We start from the raw sequence: 18864 nt of genomic DNA, 5'->3' as shown, positions 1-18864 counted from the left end.
AAAAGAGGGCCAAAGCCCTCTTTTTTATCAACTAAAAATTAATTTTTCTTATCCCACCAAATTCTTTTTGCGGTATACACAGCCTCTGAAGCATCAGGGTCCGCAGCAATAACTTGCGCATAATTATAACTAATTCCATAAGAAGCAACAGCAAACCTTCTTGGCCACATGTCATCAGAAGGAAAGGCAAGAGAAAATACCGCCTTCGGTCTTTTTAATCCTTTATAAACACCTGTTGATTCATTATACTTCCCGCTAGCATCCGTACAATACTCTAATCTCCTAACATCGTTAAAAACTTCTGGAGAATAAGAGAGTGCAATATACTTCTGAATCATTATATGACTAATTGTAAGCAAATTAAAATCCTGAACAACGGACGAACTTGCTAAGAAAGCATTGATTGATGCAATAGGAATGCCTAAAACTTCCATATGATCCTTAATACCATCCTTGTATGCCTTTAATGCTCCACTCTTATCCCCTTGCCCCAAAAGAACTTCAGCTTTAATAAAGTGCATCTCGGAGCTGGTCAGTAAAAGACCTTTTGCATCTGTTTTTGCATACACGGAGCCTGTCGAGACATTAGGCGTTGGTCGTAATGCCGCATAATTTGCTATGCTTGAAGCAAAACCAGCATCTGGAATCTCTTGCATATTAACACCCGGCGTACGCATGTTCGTTGCAACAAACCTTGGTATTAAATAATTAGCACGAGGATCCTCTAAATCATTACCTCCCGTAGGAGCGCCCAAATAATTATTCAAAATGTAATCAATATACAATTTTGTCACTCTATTACTTGCATTATTTTGGTACTGTAATGATTCAGTTGAAGAACTTGCCGAAGTCGATCTATCCTGGTACTGATACAAAGCACTTTCATTTGCTGTTTTTGGTGCTTTTTCTAACAAACTCAAGATCTCTTGCGCATTATACTTATCCGTTTTTGATTGATGGTTAAGCATCCGAGCTTTTAATCCGTAAGCTAATTTAATCCATTTGCTCGTGTCACCGCCAAAAAGATAATCTCCTTTTGATAGCGCCGGAGCAGATGTTCCTTGAGTTCTTTGCAAAAAGGCTATCGCCTCGTCTAACTCTTTTATACACCTTTCATAAACAAGATCTCCCTGATCATACTTTGGAACCATATTCCCCCCAACAAATGCTTCATCATAAGGTAGCATTCCATATAAATCAGAGAACATGCCGAACCCCCAAGCCCACACAATCTTTCCAGCTCCCATATAATGATAAGCCTCAGACTCTTGCCCCTTCTCAATCAAATCCGGTATGTTTACAGCGGTATAAATATACCACGGTTGGTAGGGCCAGTTAACCGCTGCCGCAGTAATATTCCACCTAGATAGGTTCCAGTTATTAGCTGTTGTCCCCGAGACTTGTTGCGCTATCAACGCAGCCCTGGTCCCACCACTCTCATAAGCTTCAGCAAAGCGTGCTATAATTGACGGCAATCTTAAATCTACTGTAGGAACCTTTGTATTTGGATTGTTCGGATTATCGTTAATATCAAGCCATTTATCACAAGAAGACATTAAAAGTGCTCCCGCAATAGTTATAATTGATAATATTTTTTTCATCTCTGTTTAGAATTTTAAATTAACACCAAAAGTAAACCCCCGTGTATTTGGCACTCCCGCATAATCAACACCGACAGAACCAGAACCAATCACACCCGCACCTGCCGCACTCGTCTCAGGATCCATTCCAGAATAATTTGTGATCAAGAAAAGGTTCGTTGCATTCACATTTAGAGATGCCCCTTTGATCACTTTTGTACGGGCTAGAAAACTTTTTGGTAAGTTATAGGACAAATCTACCGACCTTAAGCGCAACCAATTAACTTTCTCGATAAAGTTACTAGTTTGATTAATGTAGTAACGCGTGTAAAAGTCTTGGTTAGCTACAACTTCCCGTGTTACATCTTCATACTGATTGGTAGCCGGATTAAGAGCTACACCTGTCATAGAAATTGTTCCTCCCCGATTTTCGGTCTGTTTACTTAATCCATATTGTGTCAATAGAACTTCAGTACCATTAAAAACATCCCCGCCTTTTCTAAAGTCCAACAAGAACGACAAATTCCAATCCTTATACGTGAAACTATTGTTCAAACCACCAATCAACTTTGGCTCTCTATTCCCGACATGAACTGTTGAATTAGAATTTGTAGTCGGTAATCCTGTCGTCCAATTAAGAATGTATTTTCCCTCGTCATTGCGTGTCCAGTCTTTTCCACTAATCGCCATGAAGTCACCATCATTATAAGAAGCAGCTTTCCCATCTGCAACCTGAACATCTGTGACATATAGAATAGCTATCCCTCCCGGCAGCTCCTTCACCTTTCCTTTGTTATGTGATAAATTCAACATAACATCCCAAGAAAAATTATCTCTTTTAATCGGAGAAGTCGTCAAAGTAAGTTCGACACCTTTATTTTGCAGGACACCCGCATTTACATATTGAAAAATACCTCCTGTAGCATTATCTACGCGTGGTGATAAAATCTGATCTACTGATTTATTATTGTAGTATGTAAACTCTAAGCCTAACTTATTCTTAAAGAACTTAAGGTCCGTCCCAACCTCAAAAGACTGTGTCTTCTCTGGGACAAGATTGGGATTCCCTAATGTCCAAGAGTTTTTATACCCTCCTCCAATGGTTAACTCAACTGGATCCAAATAAGAATTAGTTTGATACGCAGGAGCATCCTTACCAACTTCAGCCCATGACCCCCGAAGCTTACCATATGTAAGTATATTGTTCTTTTCAAACAATTCGGTAAAAATAAAGCTCGCACTGTATGAAGGATACATGAATGATCTATTTTTCTTCGGCAGAGTTGACGACCAGTCATTTCTTAATGTCATCCCCACAAAAGCCATATTCTTATAGCCAACCTTTAAATCACCAAAAACACCAAAGCGTCTGATATTATTCACATTATCGGACAAGAATTTATCTTCCTGTTTAGCGTTGTTAAACGAATAAAAACCCGGAACAACAAAATTCTGAGCCTTCGTTGCGCTTGATTTTGAGCTAATATCTTCAGAAGAAGCCCCTAACAAAAGATTAACATCCCAAACATCCGCAAAAACCTTATGGGAGTTCAGTAAAAAATTATTTGTTAAAAAATTATATTGTCTAATATTTTGCGACAACATTCCTTTTTGATAATCTCTAATTACAGCAGACCCTGCCGATATTTTAGACGTATACGTTGAGGTATAATTATCGACACCTAATCGATAAGTAAAATCCAACCAGTCTGTCAATTTTGCATTCGTATAAAATGTTCCTAAAAAACGATTTGTTTTATCATTTTGAGGATTCATATTTACAGTCCAGTAAGGATTATCAATAGCCCCTAATAATATTTCTTCTTGATCATTACCCACAGAAACTAAAAGCTTTTGCGAACCATCAGGATTTCTCCAGTCTTTCATGTTGGCACTCTGAGGCCAAGCAATTATAGACTCCATATATCCGTTACCGCCAGAACCCCATAACCCCGTCCCCGTTAATGTCTTCGTTGTTTTACTTTCGGAATAGGCCGCATTAGCCCCAAAAGTTAAGATACCAACTTTTTGCTCTCCATTAAAACGGAAGTTTGTTCTATTGTAATCTGTTGTAGGCACTATACCAGACTGACTAACATTAGCTCCTGAGAGATAGAAGTTTCCTTTTGCATTTCCCCCACTAACGTTAAAACTATTATCATACGTTACGCCAGTTTTGAAAAAGTCTTCCAAATTATTATAGATGACCTCTCCCGGAGCAAATTGATCCCCCCATGATAAATAGGTAACAGGGTCTACTCCTGCACCATCGAGATTGGTTCCTTGCTTATAACGCTTTTGAAGTTCAGGAAGTTTATTTACCGTATTGGTTCCTACTCTTGAAGAAACACCTATTGAGGCCACACCATCTTTACCTTTTTTTGTTGTAATAACAATAGCACCTGCAGCAGCCCGGATTCCATACAATGCAGCAGCGGTTGGTCCTTTTAGCACAGAGATGGACTCAATATCATCCGGATTGATATCCATTGCGCGGTTACCATTCGTTGTTGAAATATTTGTGTTACCATCAAATTGTGACATATCCCCCACTCCAGTAGAGTTATCCATCGGCATACCGTCTATTACGAAAAGAGGCTGATTATCCCGCTCTAACGATGTGCCTCCTCGAATTACAATTGACGCGGATGCGCCTGGAGAACCTCCAGAATTTGTAATATTCAACCCTGCGATCTTGCCATTGAGCGAATTAATCATATTCGGATTTTTGTTCTTCATCAACTCATCGGCCTTAATATCCTGCACAGCATAACCAAGAGCTTTTTTCTCTTTTTTGATCCCCATAGCAGTTACCACAACCTCGTCAATTGCAGCATCACTACGCTCTAATATGACTTGAACTTGATTTGATGTAGCAAGCACATCTTTTGACTGATACCCAATAGCAGAAAAACGAAGTGTACTTCCTGTAGGAGCAGAAATCGAAAACCGGCCACTTTGGTCAGTTTGCGTTCCTAAATTGGTTCCTACAACAGCGACCGAAATACCTGACACGGGGCCATTTCCATCACGAACCACTCCAGAAATTTGATTTTGAATGACAACACGCGGCTCAGGAAATTTCGCACTTCTCGAATTTGGGATATTCGTCCCGAAGCCTGCCTGGGCTCCATGAAGTGTAAATCCTAAAGCCACTGTCAAAAGTAGAGCTTTATTCATATTGTTTAGTTTTTATGGATTATCATAATGGTCAATTGATTACTATACGTGCATAGACAACAAACGACGGTACAAGTGTAGCACATTCTAGCGTATGATGCAAGAGATTGCGTTATTTTTTGTTAAAAAACGAGAAATAAAGCGAACAATAAAAGATTTATCCTGAAAATAAAAAATCACCCCGTGCAAACGCGCATAAACATGCTTAATCCAGTGGCACATATAGAGAGAGAATAAATTCTACGGTTCTCCGCTACTAGCCCCTAAGATGCTCCTTCAACCACAAATCCTCTACTAGTCAAGTAATAAAACTAGAGGGTTTCCCAAGGAAAAACCAAGGTTTAACAGAGGGTTCATAGAGGGTTCATAGAGGTAAATCTATAAAAACCCATTAATTAGATCAGCTTTCCCTTCTGTTTACCCCCTATTTTTGTTAACTTACCAGTACCTCTACAGGCAACCCATTGCCAACTTCATTATAAACAAACGTCTATGGCTATTTTAAAAAACAGTATGATTTGGAGTTTCTCAGGTAAACTAGGAGGCATTGTTGGTTACGAACTCAATGGGCAACACATTATACGCGCCATGCCCGTCGTAAGCAAGCGCAAAGCATCCCCCTTAGAAATCATCAATAGAGCACGCATGAAGGCCGTATCCAAGTACTTATCTCCTATACGCAGAGCAATCAAATTTGGTTATCAAAACCTAGCTCCGCCAGGCAGTCGAATTGGCGCTTTCCAACAAGCACAATCTTACACCTTTAAACACAGCTTAGATTACGATGAGAACACTGTACCTTTCGTGAACCCAGAAAAGGTATTAGTCTTTAGAGGAAAGCTCCCTACCCCAGTACAAGCAACAGTTGAAGTTGCACAAGACCATAGCTTAGTCTTCTCCTGGCCCAGCATGAAGAGCACGGGCACACACCTGCATCTCGTGGCTTTCCTATACGACGGTATACGAAAACACGATCTCTTAAGCAGTGGCCCAAACCTGAGCGAACAAAGCTATACCTGGCGTCATTCGTTTTTGCAGCACCCGGACAAAACACCTATTCATGTATACTTTGGTTTTCGGAATTCTTTGACAGGAGAATTTTCAGATTCACAGTACTGGGGTTCTTTTAACACACAGTAGAACGGCATCAACGTAAACTCAGTTGCTCATGTAGTCCCAATGCTTTACGCAACCGCATCATAAACGACGCACCAGGATCATCTTTGTGTGTTATATAAGTAGGATCTGTTTCTTTCCACCAGGAAGTAGGCTTAAAAGATTGGTATTCATGGTGTCCGATTACATAGTTGATTGGATACTTCGCCATCAGATATTTGATAAGCGCTGTATTAGCACTAAGTTGTTCCTCCGTAAGCGGGCGTCTCGCCGATCCGACATTCTCAATGCCAATCGCACAATAGTTCAGACCAATCGTATGTCGGGCAAAAGTAGTCTCGGGAAGCAGTTGGAAAATTGTACCATCCCGCCCAATTAGGAACTGGGAAGAAACATTCAGCATACTCGCTTTCTGAAGGTTTGGGCGCGCAGGAAGTTGCACAGGATCAAAGGTCTTAAACGTCTTATCAACAGAAAGGACATCTGTCCAATGCACGACAATAATCTTAGGCGTAATTTCCGCTCGCCTACTATCAAGGCCATGACGATCTGTCAGATAAGCTATCGAAAGGGTTTCCCTCTCCGCATTCCATGTAATGGGGCGTTGTACGATAACTGGACGATCCTGTCCCAGTACCACAAGATTCATCAATAAAACGCAACAAAACAAACTAACCCGAAGTCCCATAAAAACAAAGCTACCTAAAAAATTTAGGTAGCTTTGTAATATATCCGTTGTTTTTAACCTAAAATTAAAAAACCTTCTTGGCAACATATTCACTCTCATTGCTCAAGCGATCAATCGCCTTAATAGCAATAGCTTGTAATTTTTTGCCGTCTTTCACCTTTGGAAATCCCTTTTCAGTTTCTAATTTATCTAAAATCTCATAATGCCATTCGCCGCCATACTGGGCGTAAGCAACCCATTGGAAGACTTGCTCTGGCTGCTTATGTAACCATTTCGCAAAAACACTACTCGTTTCGTTAGTCAAGAGCAATGTCGGAGCCAATAGAGGATTTGCATTTAACCATGGCGAACGGGGCACTAATGCTTTCTCACGATATGGGCCTGATTTTAATGTCTCCACCATCGCCGAACTCTTTGTCAAGCCAGCAATACTCCAATGCACGGCACCCACACTATTCGGAACAATCTCACGTGTCGCCTCAATCTGGTTCACAATCTCTTGTGGTTTATTTGATGCACGAACTTCCACGGTATTTAAGCCCGGCCAAAGATGACGCTTATACGTATTCTCCGACTCCCACCACTTTAACAGCGCAGTAAAACTCTGCCGTTGTGGCTCAATGGGCCAATACAACTGTGGCGTAAAATAGTCAATCCAACCCTTATTGAGCCATAACTTAGCATCCGCATACAACTCATCGTATTGCGAAGACCCCGTTATGCCTGCTGGATAGCCCGGTTTCCATATACCAAAAGGACTCAAACCAAATTTAACATAGTTCTTCTCTGCCTTGATCTCTTTATATACGCGTTCAATAAACTTATTTACATTATCGCGTCTCCAGTCTCCGCGCGACAAGCTACCGCCATTACTTTTGTAAACAGACCATGAAGCATTGTCCGGAAAATCACCTCCACCATTATAACTCGCGTACGGATAAAAGTAGTCATCAAAGTGTACACCGTCAATATTATAGCGTTTTACAATATCTAAAACCACTTTAGCAGCATGATCTTGTGTTTTAGGATTTGCTGGATCAAACCAGTACATTCCGTTCTTCAACCGAACCACCATATCTGGGGTTTTGCGCACCATCGATTCGCTGGTCACGGCTCCTCCAGCCGAATGGTGAGCACGGTAAGGATTTAACCAAACATGCAGCTCTAACCCTCTTTTATGCGCCTCGTCCACCCAGAACTCCAATGGATCGTAGTATGGAGTAGGTTGTTTACCGATCTCTCCCGTAAGGAAGTAGGACCAAGGTTCATGCTCACTTTTATATAAAGCATCTCCGGACGGTCTTACCTGAAAGATAACTGCATTAAAATTGTTCTCCTTCAGAAAATCCAACAAAGCGATCGCTTCCCGCTTTTGAGATTCTGTATTAAAATTATTTTTAGTCGGCCAGTTTATGTTCGCCACTGTAGCGACCCAAGCACCTCTAAATTCACGCTGAACAGTCGGCAAGGTAACACGATAGTTTTCTTCTACAACAGGACGTTTTTCTGCTGGGACAGCAACCCCTGGTTGTACTAGAACTCCGGTAGAAGTATTTGCAGGACGCTCAACAGCGGCTTCAGTTGTTGTTAAAACGTTGCTTCTTTCCTTCTTTCCTTTATTCCGAGATCCGCATGAAGATAATACGGTCGAAAATATCAAAGCAGCTAAAGCTGCCGTTTTTATCGGTTTTAATATCATATAACGCAAAGATAAGTTTTTTCCCCGTTGGATGGCACCACTCGTACAAAACGTGACGGGGATTTGTGTATTGAATGACAACAGAATCATGATTTAACGATACTGCGTATATCAGGAAACCTGCCTCTACTTGTTATAAACACGCGTATCTGCACTAATAAAGAGGCCATCACCATAAATAAAGCACCTAGCAGCGACAACGGTGAACTACAGGCGACCAACTAATCAACTAACTCCCCCTCTAAATAAACAGATTGAACTTCATAGTCGGCATTAAAAACTAAGATGTTAGCCAACGACCCCACATTTAGATTCCCAATATCTGACCGACCAATTAACTCGGCTGGATATTGGGTAGCCATCCGGATTGCTTCATCCATAGGAATATGGACTTTTTCCACACAATTACGAATTGCTTGAAGCATCGTCAGCGCGCTTCCACTTAGTGTACCGTTCGGTAATGTGAAATGATCCTTTTGTTTTATGTGCTGATAGATCCCTTTTTCACAGGCACCTACAGCATCGGTAATAAGAAATAACCGACGTCCCAACAGCTGCTTACTTAAGCGCACGGCTTCAAAATCAACATGAATACCATCTACAATAACAGACGCCATCACATCCATATGCGCAAAAGCTGCACCGGGAAGCCCCACTTCTCGGTGATGCAGCCCCGACATTGCATTCCATAAATGTGTGGTCGCTTTTATTCCCTGATCAAACCCGCGTATCGCTTCATCAAATGTAGCAGCACTATGTCCTGCACTCAACAGTACGCCCTTTTCTAACAGTAATGTCAAACAAGCATCGGATAAAAGCTCCGGTGCCACCGTCATCATCTTTACCGCATCTCCAGCTTCTGCCAACAGATCATTTATATCTGTCACATTTGCCTCCACAATTAATTCCGCAGGGTGCGCCCCTCGTTTAAGCACATTCAAAAAAGGACCTTCCAAATGCAACCCCAATGCCATCGGAGAACCTGACGTACGATACACCGCAATAGCTTCTTTAAAGACCGCTAATGTATTGGTCGCTAAGGTTAGAAGGTAGGAAGTGCAGCCCTGCTTCAACAACTGTTGATCGATGCTTAAAAGAGACTCCGACGTCAACTCAGCGGAGAACAGATCTTCACCCGTCCCATAAATCTGTAAATCAATGAGTCCTGGACAAATCACCCCCTGTTGGACATCAATCTGTCTATAGTCGGCAGGAATAGCATGCTTTGGAAAAATTCCCTGAATCACTTCCCCATTGATTAACAAGGCCTGTCCGATAAAACTATCGTCTCCATTGTAAATCTGTCCATTAACCAAAGCAATCTTATTTCCCATCGGATCGAACAATTAGTTTATCAACTTATTACCTTCACTAGAAGATTTCAATAAATTATCTTTCAGCTCATTTTCCGCCTGCAACAGCTCTTGCTCTACGACTTTCCGCTTCTCCCGACCGTCGCGCTGAATCTGTAACACTTGCTCAATGGTAGAAACAATATCTTGGTTTGCTTTTTTGATGGTTTCAATATCCACAATACCGCGTTCGGTTTCCTTCGCCACGTTGATCGTGGATTCTTTCAGCATTTCCGAGTTCCGACGCAATAACTCATTCGTTGCATCGGTCACTGCCTTTTGTGCTTCTAACGCACGTTGCGAATGTGCAATGCCGAGTGTCAACACCATTTGATTTTTCCAGAGCGGAATGGTATTCACCAAAGAGGACTGTATTTTTTCCATCAATGCCGAACTATTGTTTTGCACCAATCGAATTTGCGGAGCCGTTTGCAACACCACCATACGCGTAAGCTTCAAGTCATGCACTTTCCGTTCAAAACGAACCACATGTTGTTCCATATCTTTGTACGCTTGAATCTTGTGCTGATCACCAGACTCCTCCGCTTCCCGCTTCATTTGAGGCAATGTTTGCTCATGTGCCTCTTTTAATTTTTCTTCGCCTGCCGCAATGTAGAGCGACAATTCTTTAAAATAATTTTGATTTTCGACAAACAGTTTATCAAAGATATTGACATCTTTTGCGAGACTTTTGTAATGCCCTTCCAGCTTCAGCTCAATCTGATGTATATTCTTTTCTACTGATTGATATTCCGTACGCATACGCTGCAATTTCTTTTTCATATTGTCGAAAAACGGAATAAGCGGTTTCTTATTGAGGTTCGCATCAAATGCCTTCACATCAGAGCGCAGCCCCAAAAGAATATCTTCTGCCCCGCCCATATCTTTCGTCCGAACCTGCTTTAATATCTCATTCGAAAAATTACTCACCTTGGATTGACTCCCTACACCAAACTGAATAACATTGGTGGCTGAAGTCAGGTCTATTTTATCCTTATGCTGCTGGATAATGGATTTCTCCTCATCCGTAAAATTTACAGCAAGGTTATTCTTTTTATCTTGATTATCTTCAAACTCCGTCAGTTCCAAATTGGCCATAGTTTAATCTTTTAAAAGGTTTCTATTTTTTAATGTTTGAATATATACATCCGTTTCTGCCGAGACATCTAAAATCCCTGCTTTAAACTGATTGGTAACTTCTTGCTCAATAGCAACAGCAGCTTGCGCAAGAACCTCTTCTAATTTTCGTTTCGAATCTGTCGTCACAGCGTTTTTCAACTTCGAATTTTCAATCTCATCGTATTTCATCAATACACTGACAACGGTCGAATGTCGCACCAAAAACTTATCTGCTTCAATCTTATCTTTACTCTCCAGGAGCTGAAAGAGGTGAATAATCTTATCAATATCCCGCTGCATCGATACATTTGTAATTTCTCGTCGCCAATACAACATGCGTTCGATAAAAACCTGCGGCGTATCCAGCGTAGCTTCTGTTAACTCGAGCTTCCCACTAGAGGATGCTGTAGGGATCCAGCGCAAAGGATGGATTTCAGCCAACTCCAGCCGCTGCAAATAAGGCTTAGCGCGATTTAGAAGCAAGCCATTTCCAACAATATAAGCGGACACATATCCACCAAATGTCAACAATAACCCTTGAGACATAGCCCCAACAAAATATATAAAGGAGGCGAACAATGCGAATTCCAATAACATAAAAGCGATAGCGGTCGCATACCAAGACTTAATCTTACTCTTCTTTGCTTGTGCTAACATCACAAACAGAAATAAGTGCACGGGCAATGGAATAAACATCACGATAGAGACAAAAGTCCATGTGAGCTGCTGTAATTCCCAACGCTTGGTTTTTTTTGTGGCAAATCCCATGTTGCAATTTAAATATTTTTTTTGAATGTGAATGCGCCACTTTCCTAGTATCTTCGCCTTCATGAAGATACTCATGGTTTGTCTAGGCAACATTTGCCGTTCGCCTTTGGCGCATGGCGTATTACAACACTATGCGACGCAGAAGGGTCTTCCTTGGGAAGTAGACTCTGCAGGCACCGGCGACTGGCATATCGGCCAAGCTCCGGATCGACGGTCTATAGCGGTAGCCCAAAAATATGGCATCGACATCTCCACACAACGTGCCCAATGGTTTGAACCTCATCTTTTTGATCAGTTTGATCAAATCTTAGTGATGGATCGCAATAATCTTCGCGACGTATTAGCTCAAGCGAGAAATGTAGCTGACAAGGCGAAGGTGCAACTATTCTTAACGGAGGGAGAGGTTCCTGACCCATACTACGATGATAACCTTTTTGAACCCGTTTATCGGCTTATTGCAGACCGGTGCGAAGAAATTGTTGTTCGATTTTAGTAAGTTTGCTTTTATAGATAAATATGAAAGCATCAGAAATAAATAAAAAATGGTCCGAACTGCAAAAGGCGGTTTCGCAGGACTTCGATACAGAAACGCCCGACATCAAAGTAATGTTGTTCTTAATTGGCGTACAAGAGCTTGGAAAAGGACCACAGACCTTCTCTAAACGTCAAAAAGAGGAACTTATGCACATTGCAACTTGTCGTCTTTTCAGTGCAATGGGTTTTTATGAACTCAAAGGTCTCGACGAAGAGGGTTGGCCACACTGGGAGCTCGCAAAACCAATCCCGAACTATACGCTCTTAGAACAAGAAATGATCATGAAATCATTGATCATTGATTATTTTGACGGCATCTATACATTTGCTTAACTCATGATGAAAAAGAACAAAAATCTGAAGTCTTTGGTGCTATTGGCATGTAGCTTCTTTATATGCACAGCGCTTTTTGCAAAGACCCCTCTAAACCACTATGTACTGATCAAAACAGACAAGGGAGAATGTTTACTAAAACTGTATAATGAGACACCAAAACACCGAGACAACTTCGTGAAGTTGGTAAAAACAGGGTATTACGACAATTTGTTGTTCCACCGTGTTATCAATAACTTCATGGTACAAGGTGGGGATCCGGACTCCCGCAATGCTGCTCCAAAGCAAGAACTTGGCAATGGTGGCCCGGAATATAAAATCATGTCAGAAATCCAGGAAGGACTGTTCCATAAGAAAGGAACAATTGGTGCTGCGCGCGACAACAACCCTGCAAAAGAATCTTCTGCATCTCAATTTTACTTGGTTCAGGGCAAGAAGTTCACCGAAGCTGGGTTGGATTCACTCGAGACACTTCGGATGCAAGGCAAGAAATTCTCTGCCGCGCAACGAGCTGCCTATACAACGATTGGCGGCACACCACATTTAGATGGTAATTACACCGTTTTTGGCGAATTGCTTCGTGGTATCCCTACGGTTGATGCGATTGCAGTGGTGAAAACCGACAGCAAAGATCGTCCTGTAGAGGATGTACATATGTCGATGAAACTTTTAACTCGTCGTGAAGCACTAAATCTCGAGCGTGAGGCAGCAGGCCTAAAACCTAAAACAGGATTTTTCACCAAGTTAGGAGACATGTTTTCCTCTAAGTATTATTAATCTATGAAGATTGTATCGTACAACGTGAATGGCATACGTGCGGCACTAAAGAAAGATTGGCTGGGTTGGCTAAAAGAAGAAAACCCAGATGTAGTTTGCCTCCAAGAGATCAAAGCACCCCCCGATCAAGTTCCTGAAATAACGCTACTCGAAGAGATGGGCTACGAACATTACTGGTATCCTGCCCAAAAGAAAGGGTATAGCGGAACGGCTATCTTTACCAAAATCACCCCGAAGCATATCGAATATGGCTGCGGCCATGAAGACTATGATTTTGAAGGACGGATAATACGGGCTGATTTCGATGATATCTCGGTTATCAGTGCTTATTTTCCTTCAGGAACGACAGGTGATGTACGTCAAGATTTCAAATATCAGTTTTTAGATGATTTCCAGGTCTACAGTGAAAAGCTTCGTTTAGAAAAACCAAATCTGGTGGTCTCGGGAGATTATAATATTTGTCATCGACCGATTGACATCCATAACCCCAAATCTAATGCGAACAGTTCTGGTTTCTTGCCAGCTGAGCGTGAATGGATGGAAAATTTTATCAATTCTGGTTTTATAGATTCTTTTCGACACTTAAACCCAGACCCTCATCAGTATACCTGGTGGAGTTATAGGGCCGGAGCTAGGGCTAAAAATCTAGGCTGGCGGATTGACTACAACATGGTTTCGGAACCGCTTCGGGATCGTATCGTCGCGAGTAGCATTCGTCCGCTCGCTGTACACTCTGACCACTGCCCGACGATTGTTGAAATAAAATAATAAAATTAGGGGGCGATTGCCCCCTAATAAATTCCTTAACGCCCTTGCTAGCTTGCCCGCGGTAGGCCGGTTTTCAACTCGTGTTTTTTTAGTAACGGACACGCGCTACAAGCTCACGCCAGTACCTCCTTTATAGAGATAAATTCTTTAACTTACCAAAAGCTTATACCCTTTCCCGTGCACATTTACAATCTCTACACTAGGATCTTCCTTCAGGTATTTACGGAGTTTACTTAGAAATACATCCATACTCCGTCCCGTAAAATAATTATCATCATGCCAGATCTTAACCAGTGCTTCTTCTCGTGTCAAGACATCATTTTTATTCAAACACAACAGCCGTAACAGTTCAGCTTCTTTGGTAGACAACTTTTGCTGCTGACCTTTATATGAAATAATCTGACTGGTGTAATCGAAGAAATAATTACCTATTTCAAACTTATCCACGACTTGCTCATCGGTATCTTTCGCTGATCGCTTCAACAACGCATTAATACGAAGTAACAACTCCTCTACGCGAAAAGGTTTGGTGATATAATCATCTCCTCCAAGCTCGAAGGCCTGTGTTTTATCCTCCATCATCCCTTTTGCTGTCGCATAGATTATAGGAACAGTTTTGTCTACCTTACGAATATCCTTGCCTAAGGTAAATCCATCTTTTTTAGGCATCATAACATCCAAAATGCAGAGGTCAAACGTATCTTTTCGGAAAGCGTTCAATGCTTCTTCCCCATCTTGGCATAATGTCACGTCGAACTTTCCTTTTAACTCTAAATAGTCTTTTAAAAGTTCGCCTAAATTCGGGTCATCTTCAGCTAATAATATCTTTTGCATATAATGAAGCTATGTAAGTTTAATAATCAAGTTTCTCGTTTTTCAACGGAAAAGAAAGTTCAAACACCGTGCCTTTCTCTTTTTCACTCTTTACCTGTATTTTACCGTTCAATCGTTTTACGATGTCGTTGACATAACTAAGCCCCAAACCAAATCCTTTCACATTATGCACATTCCCTGTCGGGATACGGTAAAACTGGTCAAAAATCTTTTCTTTCTGGTCCTTTGTCATACCCATCCCTTTATCGGCAACGGTTATCACAATGCTATTCTTCACATTTTCAGTTCTGACAGTAATTTCAGGTTTATCACTACTGTATTTTATAGCGTTGTCAACTAAGTTAAAAAATACATTGGACAGATGCAATTCATCACCTATCACGAGGTCATCGGTTGCCAACATCTCCGTTTGCAAGGTACCACCCGCCTTTTGCAATTGCAGGTTCATACTATCCAACACGCCTTCAACCACCGAGTTAACATGCACATTAACCGATTCAATTTTCAGGTTTTCCTTCTCCAACCGGGCAATATTAAGCACCCGTTCTATATGATTCCCCAAGCGAACATTCTCTTCGTAAATGATATTCGCCAACCGGTTTACCCGTCTTTCATCCGAAGCAATCTCCGGATCCCGCAATGACTCACTTGCAATCATAATAGTTGCTACTGGCGTCTTGAACTCATGCGTCATGTTATTCATAAAATCGGTTTTCATTTCCGATATCTTCTTCTGTCGGAAAATAATGCTCAATGTATAAGCAAACGCACCAATCAACAAACCTAATAACGCAACCATCGGCACCATGAGATAACTCATGGTATCCCGGATAACAGATGACTTATTGGGGAAATATACCGAAAACAAACCGGGTGAGCTCCCCAAATCGTTCTCAAACAGCTTGGTGCTATAACGGGCATTTCGTTTATCGTTCTTCGGATATTTACTGTGCACCGTTTCGTAAATTATCGCAAGCTGGTTATCACGAACTTCAATATTAAATGGCGCATGAATATCTCTTTTTGCCAGTTCTATCTCTAACTCGTTCTTCAGAAACTCAATATTTATTCTTTCCCGGAATGGGCGTTTCGCCAATTCCATTCCAAATTCTACATCTTTTAAAATATCTCGGCTTTTCCCTCCAATAATTGCTAAGGTATCAAAAAGATTTTCCGCTCCCGCAAACTGTCGCTCGTTCAACGATCCAAGCTGTTGCTCTAATGCATGTAACTCAAAGGCAACTTTCGCATTGGTCTTCGGCATTAACGTTGCCGTTTGGATAGCCACGACCTGCCCATTGCGCACATACGGGATGATGAATCGTGTACTGTCATCCTTTGCCGGAATTAACGGAATCTGCTTCTTCGCAGTAAGTTCGATACCGGTATCAAAATACCCCTCTCCAATATACTTCTCCACGACGTTGAAATCAATCAGGTCCTGGTACCTCTTTCTCTTGATATAGGTCTCATAAAAGGCATTATTTACCGCGATGGCATTTGGATACTGCCCTTTTAGGTTGTCTTCAAACTCCTTATACTGTTGTTGGTAATCGAACTGCTGTATCTGAAGTTTTTTAATTTTATCCTGAATCTTTAGCTGATCGGCTAACAATTCTTCTTTTCGCTGTCTCTTTTCTTGATCCGCCTTATATTTCTGCTGGCTCAATCGCTCCTGCTCTTGCGCAAACTCAAAAATCTCACGCTTCTCTATTTTGCCTGCCACTGCAGTCAACGATGCTTTCACGGCCTCATCGAACAGCTGGCCCTTTTGCTTGTACGATTCACGTACAAAATAATATTGCATAGCCATCACCCCCAAAAGGGCAATGGACATCAACCATATGATCAGTGTTATACTACGCTTCTTCATTTTTTACAAAAATAACCATGCTCTTTGTATACAAACTTGTTTTAACACATTTTAACAGCCTCAGAATAAACGCTTAGCTTCATTTAACTCAATATAGAGCGTTTAGTTCTGTCCGAAAAACGGCCTTCTAATAACAAAGAAGCACTAACCTACGAATTATAAACAACAACAAAATCCCTGACCCAAAGGATTTATCACAAAAGCCAAAACAAAAAACCTAATTTCTTATCATTCAAAAGACAAAAAATCCAAAAAATGGCGCGATATTCGCACCACAAACATTTAGGCATAATTCTAATGGCCTCATAAAACACAAATACGTATGCTAAAACTACGACCCTTTTTTTTAATCCTACTAACGGTACTGTTTCTCAGCAGCTGTATCAAGGATGAAGCACAGAATATGGAGGCAGACATCACCCAGGTGGTTATCGATCCTTCCACAACCCCCATGACACCCATCATTGGAAACAACACCATTGTACTTTATGTTTCTCCGAACATCTATGATGTAACTAAATTCAAATTTGATTTTAAAACGACAGAAGGAGCTAAAGTCAGCCCTGCAGCAGGTAGCGAGCAAGATTTCTCTGCGCCCATCACCTATACAGTAACCTCTCAAGATGGTCAGTTTAACAAACAATACACGGTGCAAGTCATTGAGCTTTCGGAGAGCACGATACCCAATGAATTTGCATTTGACAATTACATCATTGATGCCGCCAAACACTACACTATTTTTGTAGATGTTGTGAACGGTAAAACATTCGACAACTGGGCATCAGGAAATGGTGGATTTGCTATCAGTCAAACAGGGCTTAACAATCCGGAACAATACCCTACAACATTCACAACAACAGATAAAAGAAGTGGCACTTCGGCCGCGTTACTAGAGACGAAGTTAACGGGAGCTCTGGGTGCTATGTTTGGAAAACCTATTGCTGCAGGAAATCTGTTTATCGGTTCATTCAACACCAATTCTGCATTATTGGACCCACTGAACGCTACCCGTTTTGGCTTACCATACAATAGAATTCCGCTCGCCTTAGAAGGCTACTATAAATACAGCCCTGGGCCAAAGGTTACGGACAAAAACATGAAAGAGGTTAACATGGCAGACTCTTGCGACATATATGCCGTCCTGTACAACCGGGAAGAGCTTGCCGCGACAGAAAAAGGCAGAACCTACCTAAATGGTGGCGATATTCTAACACATAAAAGCATTGTAGCTATTGCCCGTTTAGAAAATGGAAGCAAGACAGAAGGAACAGGCTTTGTGCACTTCCGAGTACCTTTCCAATATAAAGCAGCCTTCAATGAGCGGCTCGTATTTAACATGGATTACAACCTTGCCATTGTGATGTCCTCTTCCAAATATGGCGATCAATTTTTGGGAGCTGTAGGCAGCAAACTGACCGTTGACGATATAAAGATTATTACCCAACAATGAGAAAGAACAACATAAAACCATACGTCATCGTCCTTCTAGCTCTTTTATGCTACAACTTGGGCCATGCAACTTCAATAGACAGTATTTTATCTAAAATTGAATTCAAAGTAATCGCCGGCTCCAAGGTTGGTGGTGCTGCTCCCCTATCGATGCCGGTTGAGATTCGAAAAATCCGAAGCTATTCGCCCGCAAATCCATACTTCATCGGGGCGGGTGCTCAATATCCGATTACTCCGAAATGGGGCGTATCATTAGGAGTCGTTTTTGAAGGAAAAGGCATGAACACCGATGCCACAGTAAAAGGCTATAAAACAACGTTCAATGCCAATGAAGATCCGACGGCTAATATCACGGGATACTATACGGGTGATATAACCACGAATGTGCAGAATTTATATATCAGCATCCCAATCCAGGCCACATATCAGCTATCACATCGTTGGCGGATGGAGCTTGGCCCATACATCTCCTTTGCGGTAAAACGTAAATTCTTTGGATCTGCTTATAATGGCTATATGCGCGAAGGCACGCCTGTTGGAGACCAAGTAGATATTGATAACGCAGACTATGACTTTAAGAACAGTGTGCGCCCTATTGATGTAGGTTTTAGCGCGGGTACACGTTACGGAATTTCCAAGCGTATTTTTGCTTTAGGACAATTAGACTACGGCTTTAACAACATTATGAAGACAGGTTTTGAAAGTATCAGCTTCGGTCTACATAACATCTTTCTTAACGTTGGTGTTGGCGTGAAATTTTAATATTAAACCATTTAAGTTTATGGCAGTCTAAC

The 18864-nt window shown here is 41.5% G+C and carries 16 protein-coding genes; 7 read left to right on the top strand and 9 right to left on the bottom strand.

Annotated features, from left to right (window positions below):
- Positions 1-38 precede the first annotated feature (38 nt).
- Positions 39-1601: a SusD/RagB family nutrient-binding outer membrane lipoprotein gene (locus B9Y69_RS16260; RefSeq protein WP_085474043.1), complete on the bottom strand. Its 1563-nt coding sequence runs from the start codon at positions 1599-1601 to the stop codon at positions 39-41.
- Between the two features lie 6 nt (positions 1602-1607).
- Positions 1608-4760: a SusC/RagA family TonB-linked outer membrane protein gene (locus B9Y69_RS16255; RefSeq protein WP_085474042.1), complete on the bottom strand. Its 3153-nt coding sequence runs from the start codon at positions 4758-4760 to the stop codon at positions 1608-1610.
- 492 nt (positions 4761-5252) lie between these two features.
- Between B9Y69_RS16255 and B9Y69_RS16250 the strand changes: the two genes are divergently transcribed.
- Positions 5253-5900, top strand: coding sequence for a DUF6266 family protein (locus B9Y69_RS16250; RefSeq protein WP_085474041.1), 648 nt, complete (start codon positions 5253-5255; stop codon positions 5898-5900).
- Between the two features lie 7 nt (positions 5901-5907).
- Here B9Y69_RS16250 and B9Y69_RS16245 read toward each other — a convergent pair whose 3' ends face one another.
- The 5 genes from B9Y69_RS16245 to B9Y69_RS16225 form a co-directional block, all read right to left on the bottom strand.
- Positions 5908-6525, bottom strand: coding sequence for an N-acetylmuramoyl-L-alanine amidase (locus B9Y69_RS16245; protein WP_200811821.1), 618 nt, complete (start codon positions 6523-6525; stop codon positions 5908-5910).
- A gap of 103 nt (positions 6526-6628) precedes the next feature.
- Complete coding sequence (locus B9Y69_RS16240; protein WP_085474039.1) at positions 6629-8263, bottom strand: glycoside hydrolase family 10-like protein; 1635 nt, start codon at positions 8261-8263, stop codon at positions 6629-6631.
- Positions 8264-8484: 221 nt separating this feature from the next.
- On the bottom strand, positions 8485-9597 hold the full coding sequence (gene nagA, locus B9Y69_RS16235; protein ID WP_085474038.1) for an N-acetylglucosamine-6-phosphate deacetylase: 1113 nt from the start codon (positions 9595-9597) through the stop codon (positions 8485-8487).
- Between the two features lie 12 nt (positions 9598-9609).
- Positions 9610-10713, bottom strand: coding sequence for a toxic anion resistance protein (locus B9Y69_RS16230; protein WP_085474037.1), 1104 nt, complete (start codon positions 10711-10713; stop codon positions 9610-9612).
- A gap of 3 nt (positions 10714-10716) precedes the next feature.
- Positions 10717-11502, bottom strand: coding sequence for a hypothetical protein (locus B9Y69_RS16225; RefSeq protein ID WP_085474036.1), 786 nt, complete (start codon positions 11500-11502; stop codon positions 10717-10719).
- Between the two features lie 61 nt (positions 11503-11563).
- Here B9Y69_RS16225 and B9Y69_RS16220 point away from each other — a divergent pair, with 61 nt between their 5' ends.
- The 4 genes from B9Y69_RS16220 to B9Y69_RS16205 are packed head-to-tail and all read left to right on the top strand — an operon-like array spanning position 11564 to position 13914.
- Entirely contained in the window at positions 11564-11995 is a 432-nt protein-coding gene (locus tag B9Y69_RS16220) for a low molecular weight protein-tyrosine-phosphatase (RefSeq protein ID WP_085474202.1), read from the top strand.
- 23 nt (positions 11996-12018) lie between these two features.
- A complete protein-coding gene (locus B9Y69_RS16215) occupies positions 12019-12369 on the top strand; it encodes a hypothetical protein (protein ID WP_085474035.1) in 351 nt (116 codons plus the stop codon).
- Between the two features lie 3 nt (positions 12370-12372).
- Positions 12373-13146 (top strand): peptidylprolyl isomerase, encoded by a 774-nt coding sequence (locus B9Y69_RS16210; RefSeq protein ID WP_085474034.1) that lies wholly within the window; start codon positions 12373-12375, stop codon positions 13144-13146.
- A gap of 3 nt (positions 13147-13149) precedes the next feature.
- Positions 13150-13914, top strand: coding sequence for an exodeoxyribonuclease III (locus B9Y69_RS16205; protein ID WP_085474033.1), 765 nt, complete (start codon positions 13150-13152; stop codon positions 13912-13914).
- A 147-nt stretch (positions 13915-14061) separates the two neighbouring features.
- Here the strand turns inward: B9Y69_RS16205 and B9Y69_RS16200 are convergent, their stop codons facing one another.
- On the bottom strand, positions 14062-14748 hold the full coding sequence (locus B9Y69_RS16200; protein WP_085474032.1) for a response regulator transcription factor: 687 nt from the start codon (positions 14746-14748) through the stop codon (positions 14062-14064).
- A gap of 19 nt (positions 14749-14767) precedes the next feature.
- Positions 14768-16621 (bottom strand): sensor histidine kinase, encoded by a 1854-nt coding sequence (locus B9Y69_RS16195; protein ID WP_085474031.1) that lies wholly within the window; start codon positions 16619-16621, stop codon positions 14768-14770.
- Between the two features lie 322 nt (positions 16622-16943).
- Between B9Y69_RS16195 and B9Y69_RS16190 the strand changes: the two genes are divergently transcribed.
- Together B9Y69_RS16190 and B9Y69_RS16185 are read left to right on the top strand one after the other, a co-directional pair.
- Complete coding sequence (locus B9Y69_RS16190) at positions 16944-18071, top strand: PCMD domain-containing protein (protein ID WP_085474030.1); 1128 nt, start codon at positions 16944-16946, stop codon at positions 18069-18071.
- Complete coding sequence (locus B9Y69_RS16185) at positions 18068-18832, top strand: porin family protein (protein ID WP_085474029.1); 765 nt, start codon at positions 18068-18070, stop codon at positions 18830-18832. Before B9Y69_RS16190 ends, B9Y69_RS16185 begins: the two co-directional genes overlap by 4 nt.
- The last annotated feature ends 32 nt before the right edge of the window (positions 18833-18864 follow it).

The sequence above is a fragment of the Sphingobacterium psychroaquaticum genome (genome assembly GCF_900177625.1).
GTDB lineage: Bacteria > Bacteroidota > Bacteroidia > Sphingobacteriales > Sphingobacteriaceae > Sphingobacterium > Sphingobacterium psychroaquaticum.
This window is presented reverse-complemented; position numbering and strand designations above follow the sequence as displayed.

Excerpts from the sequence above, each read along its gene's own strand:
- B9Y69_RS16260 (WP_085474043.1), bottom strand. The coding sequence starts at position 1,601 with ATGAAAAAAATATTATCAATTATAACTATTGCGGGAGCACTTTTAATG.
- B9Y69_RS16255 (WP_085474042.1), bottom strand. The coding sequence starts at position 4,760 with ATGAATAAAGCTCTACTTTTGACAGTGGCTTTAGGATTTACACTTCAT.
- B9Y69_RS16250 (WP_085474041.1), top strand. The coding sequence starts at position 5,253 with ATGGCTATTTTAAAAAACAGTATGATTTGGAGTTTCTCAGGTAAACTA.
- B9Y69_RS16245 (WP_200811821.1), bottom strand. The coding sequence starts at position 6,525 with ATGAATCTTGTGGTACTGGGACAGGATCGTCCAGTTATCGTACAACGC.
- B9Y69_RS16240 (WP_085474039.1), bottom strand. The coding sequence starts at position 8,263 with ATGATATTAAAACCGATAAAAACGGCAGCTTTAGCTGCTTTGATATTT.
- nagA (WP_085474038.1), bottom strand. The coding sequence starts at position 9,597 with ATGGGAAATAAGATTGCTTTGGTTAATGGACAGATTTACAATGGAGAC.
- B9Y69_RS16230 (WP_085474037.1), bottom strand. The coding sequence starts at position 10,713 with ATGGCCAATTTGGAACTGACGGAGTTTGAAGATAATCAAGATAAAAAG.
- B9Y69_RS16225 (WP_085474036.1), bottom strand. The coding sequence starts at position 11,502 with ATGGGATTTGCCACAAAAAAAACCAAGCGTTGGGAATTACAGCAGCTC.
- B9Y69_RS16220 (WP_085474202.1), top strand. The coding sequence starts at position 11,564 with ATGAAGATACTCATGGTTTGTCTAGGCAACATTTGCCGTTCGCCTTTG.
- B9Y69_RS16215 (WP_085474035.1), top strand. The coding sequence starts at position 12,019 with ATGAAAGCATCAGAAATAAATAAAAAATGGTCCGAACTGCAAAAGGCG.
- B9Y69_RS16210 (WP_085474034.1), top strand. The coding sequence starts at position 12,373 with ATGATGAAAAAGAACAAAAATCTGAAGTCTTTGGTGCTATTGGCATGT.
- B9Y69_RS16205 (WP_085474033.1), top strand. The coding sequence starts at position 13,150 with ATGAAGATTGTATCGTACAACGTGAATGGCATACGTGCGGCACTAAAG.
- B9Y69_RS16200 (WP_085474032.1), bottom strand. The coding sequence starts at position 14,748 with ATGCAAAAGATATTATTAGCTGAAGATGACCCGAATTTAGGCGAACTT.
- B9Y69_RS16195 (WP_085474031.1), bottom strand. The coding sequence starts at position 16,621 with ATGAAGAAGCGTAGTATAACACTGATCATATGGTTGATGTCCATTGCC.
- B9Y69_RS16190 (WP_085474030.1), top strand. The coding sequence starts at position 16,944 with ATGCTAAAACTACGACCCTTTTTTTTAATCCTACTAACGGTACTGTTT.
- B9Y69_RS16185 (WP_085474029.1), top strand. The coding sequence starts at position 18,068 with ATGAGAAAGAACAACATAAAACCATACGTCATCGTCCTTCTAGCTCTT.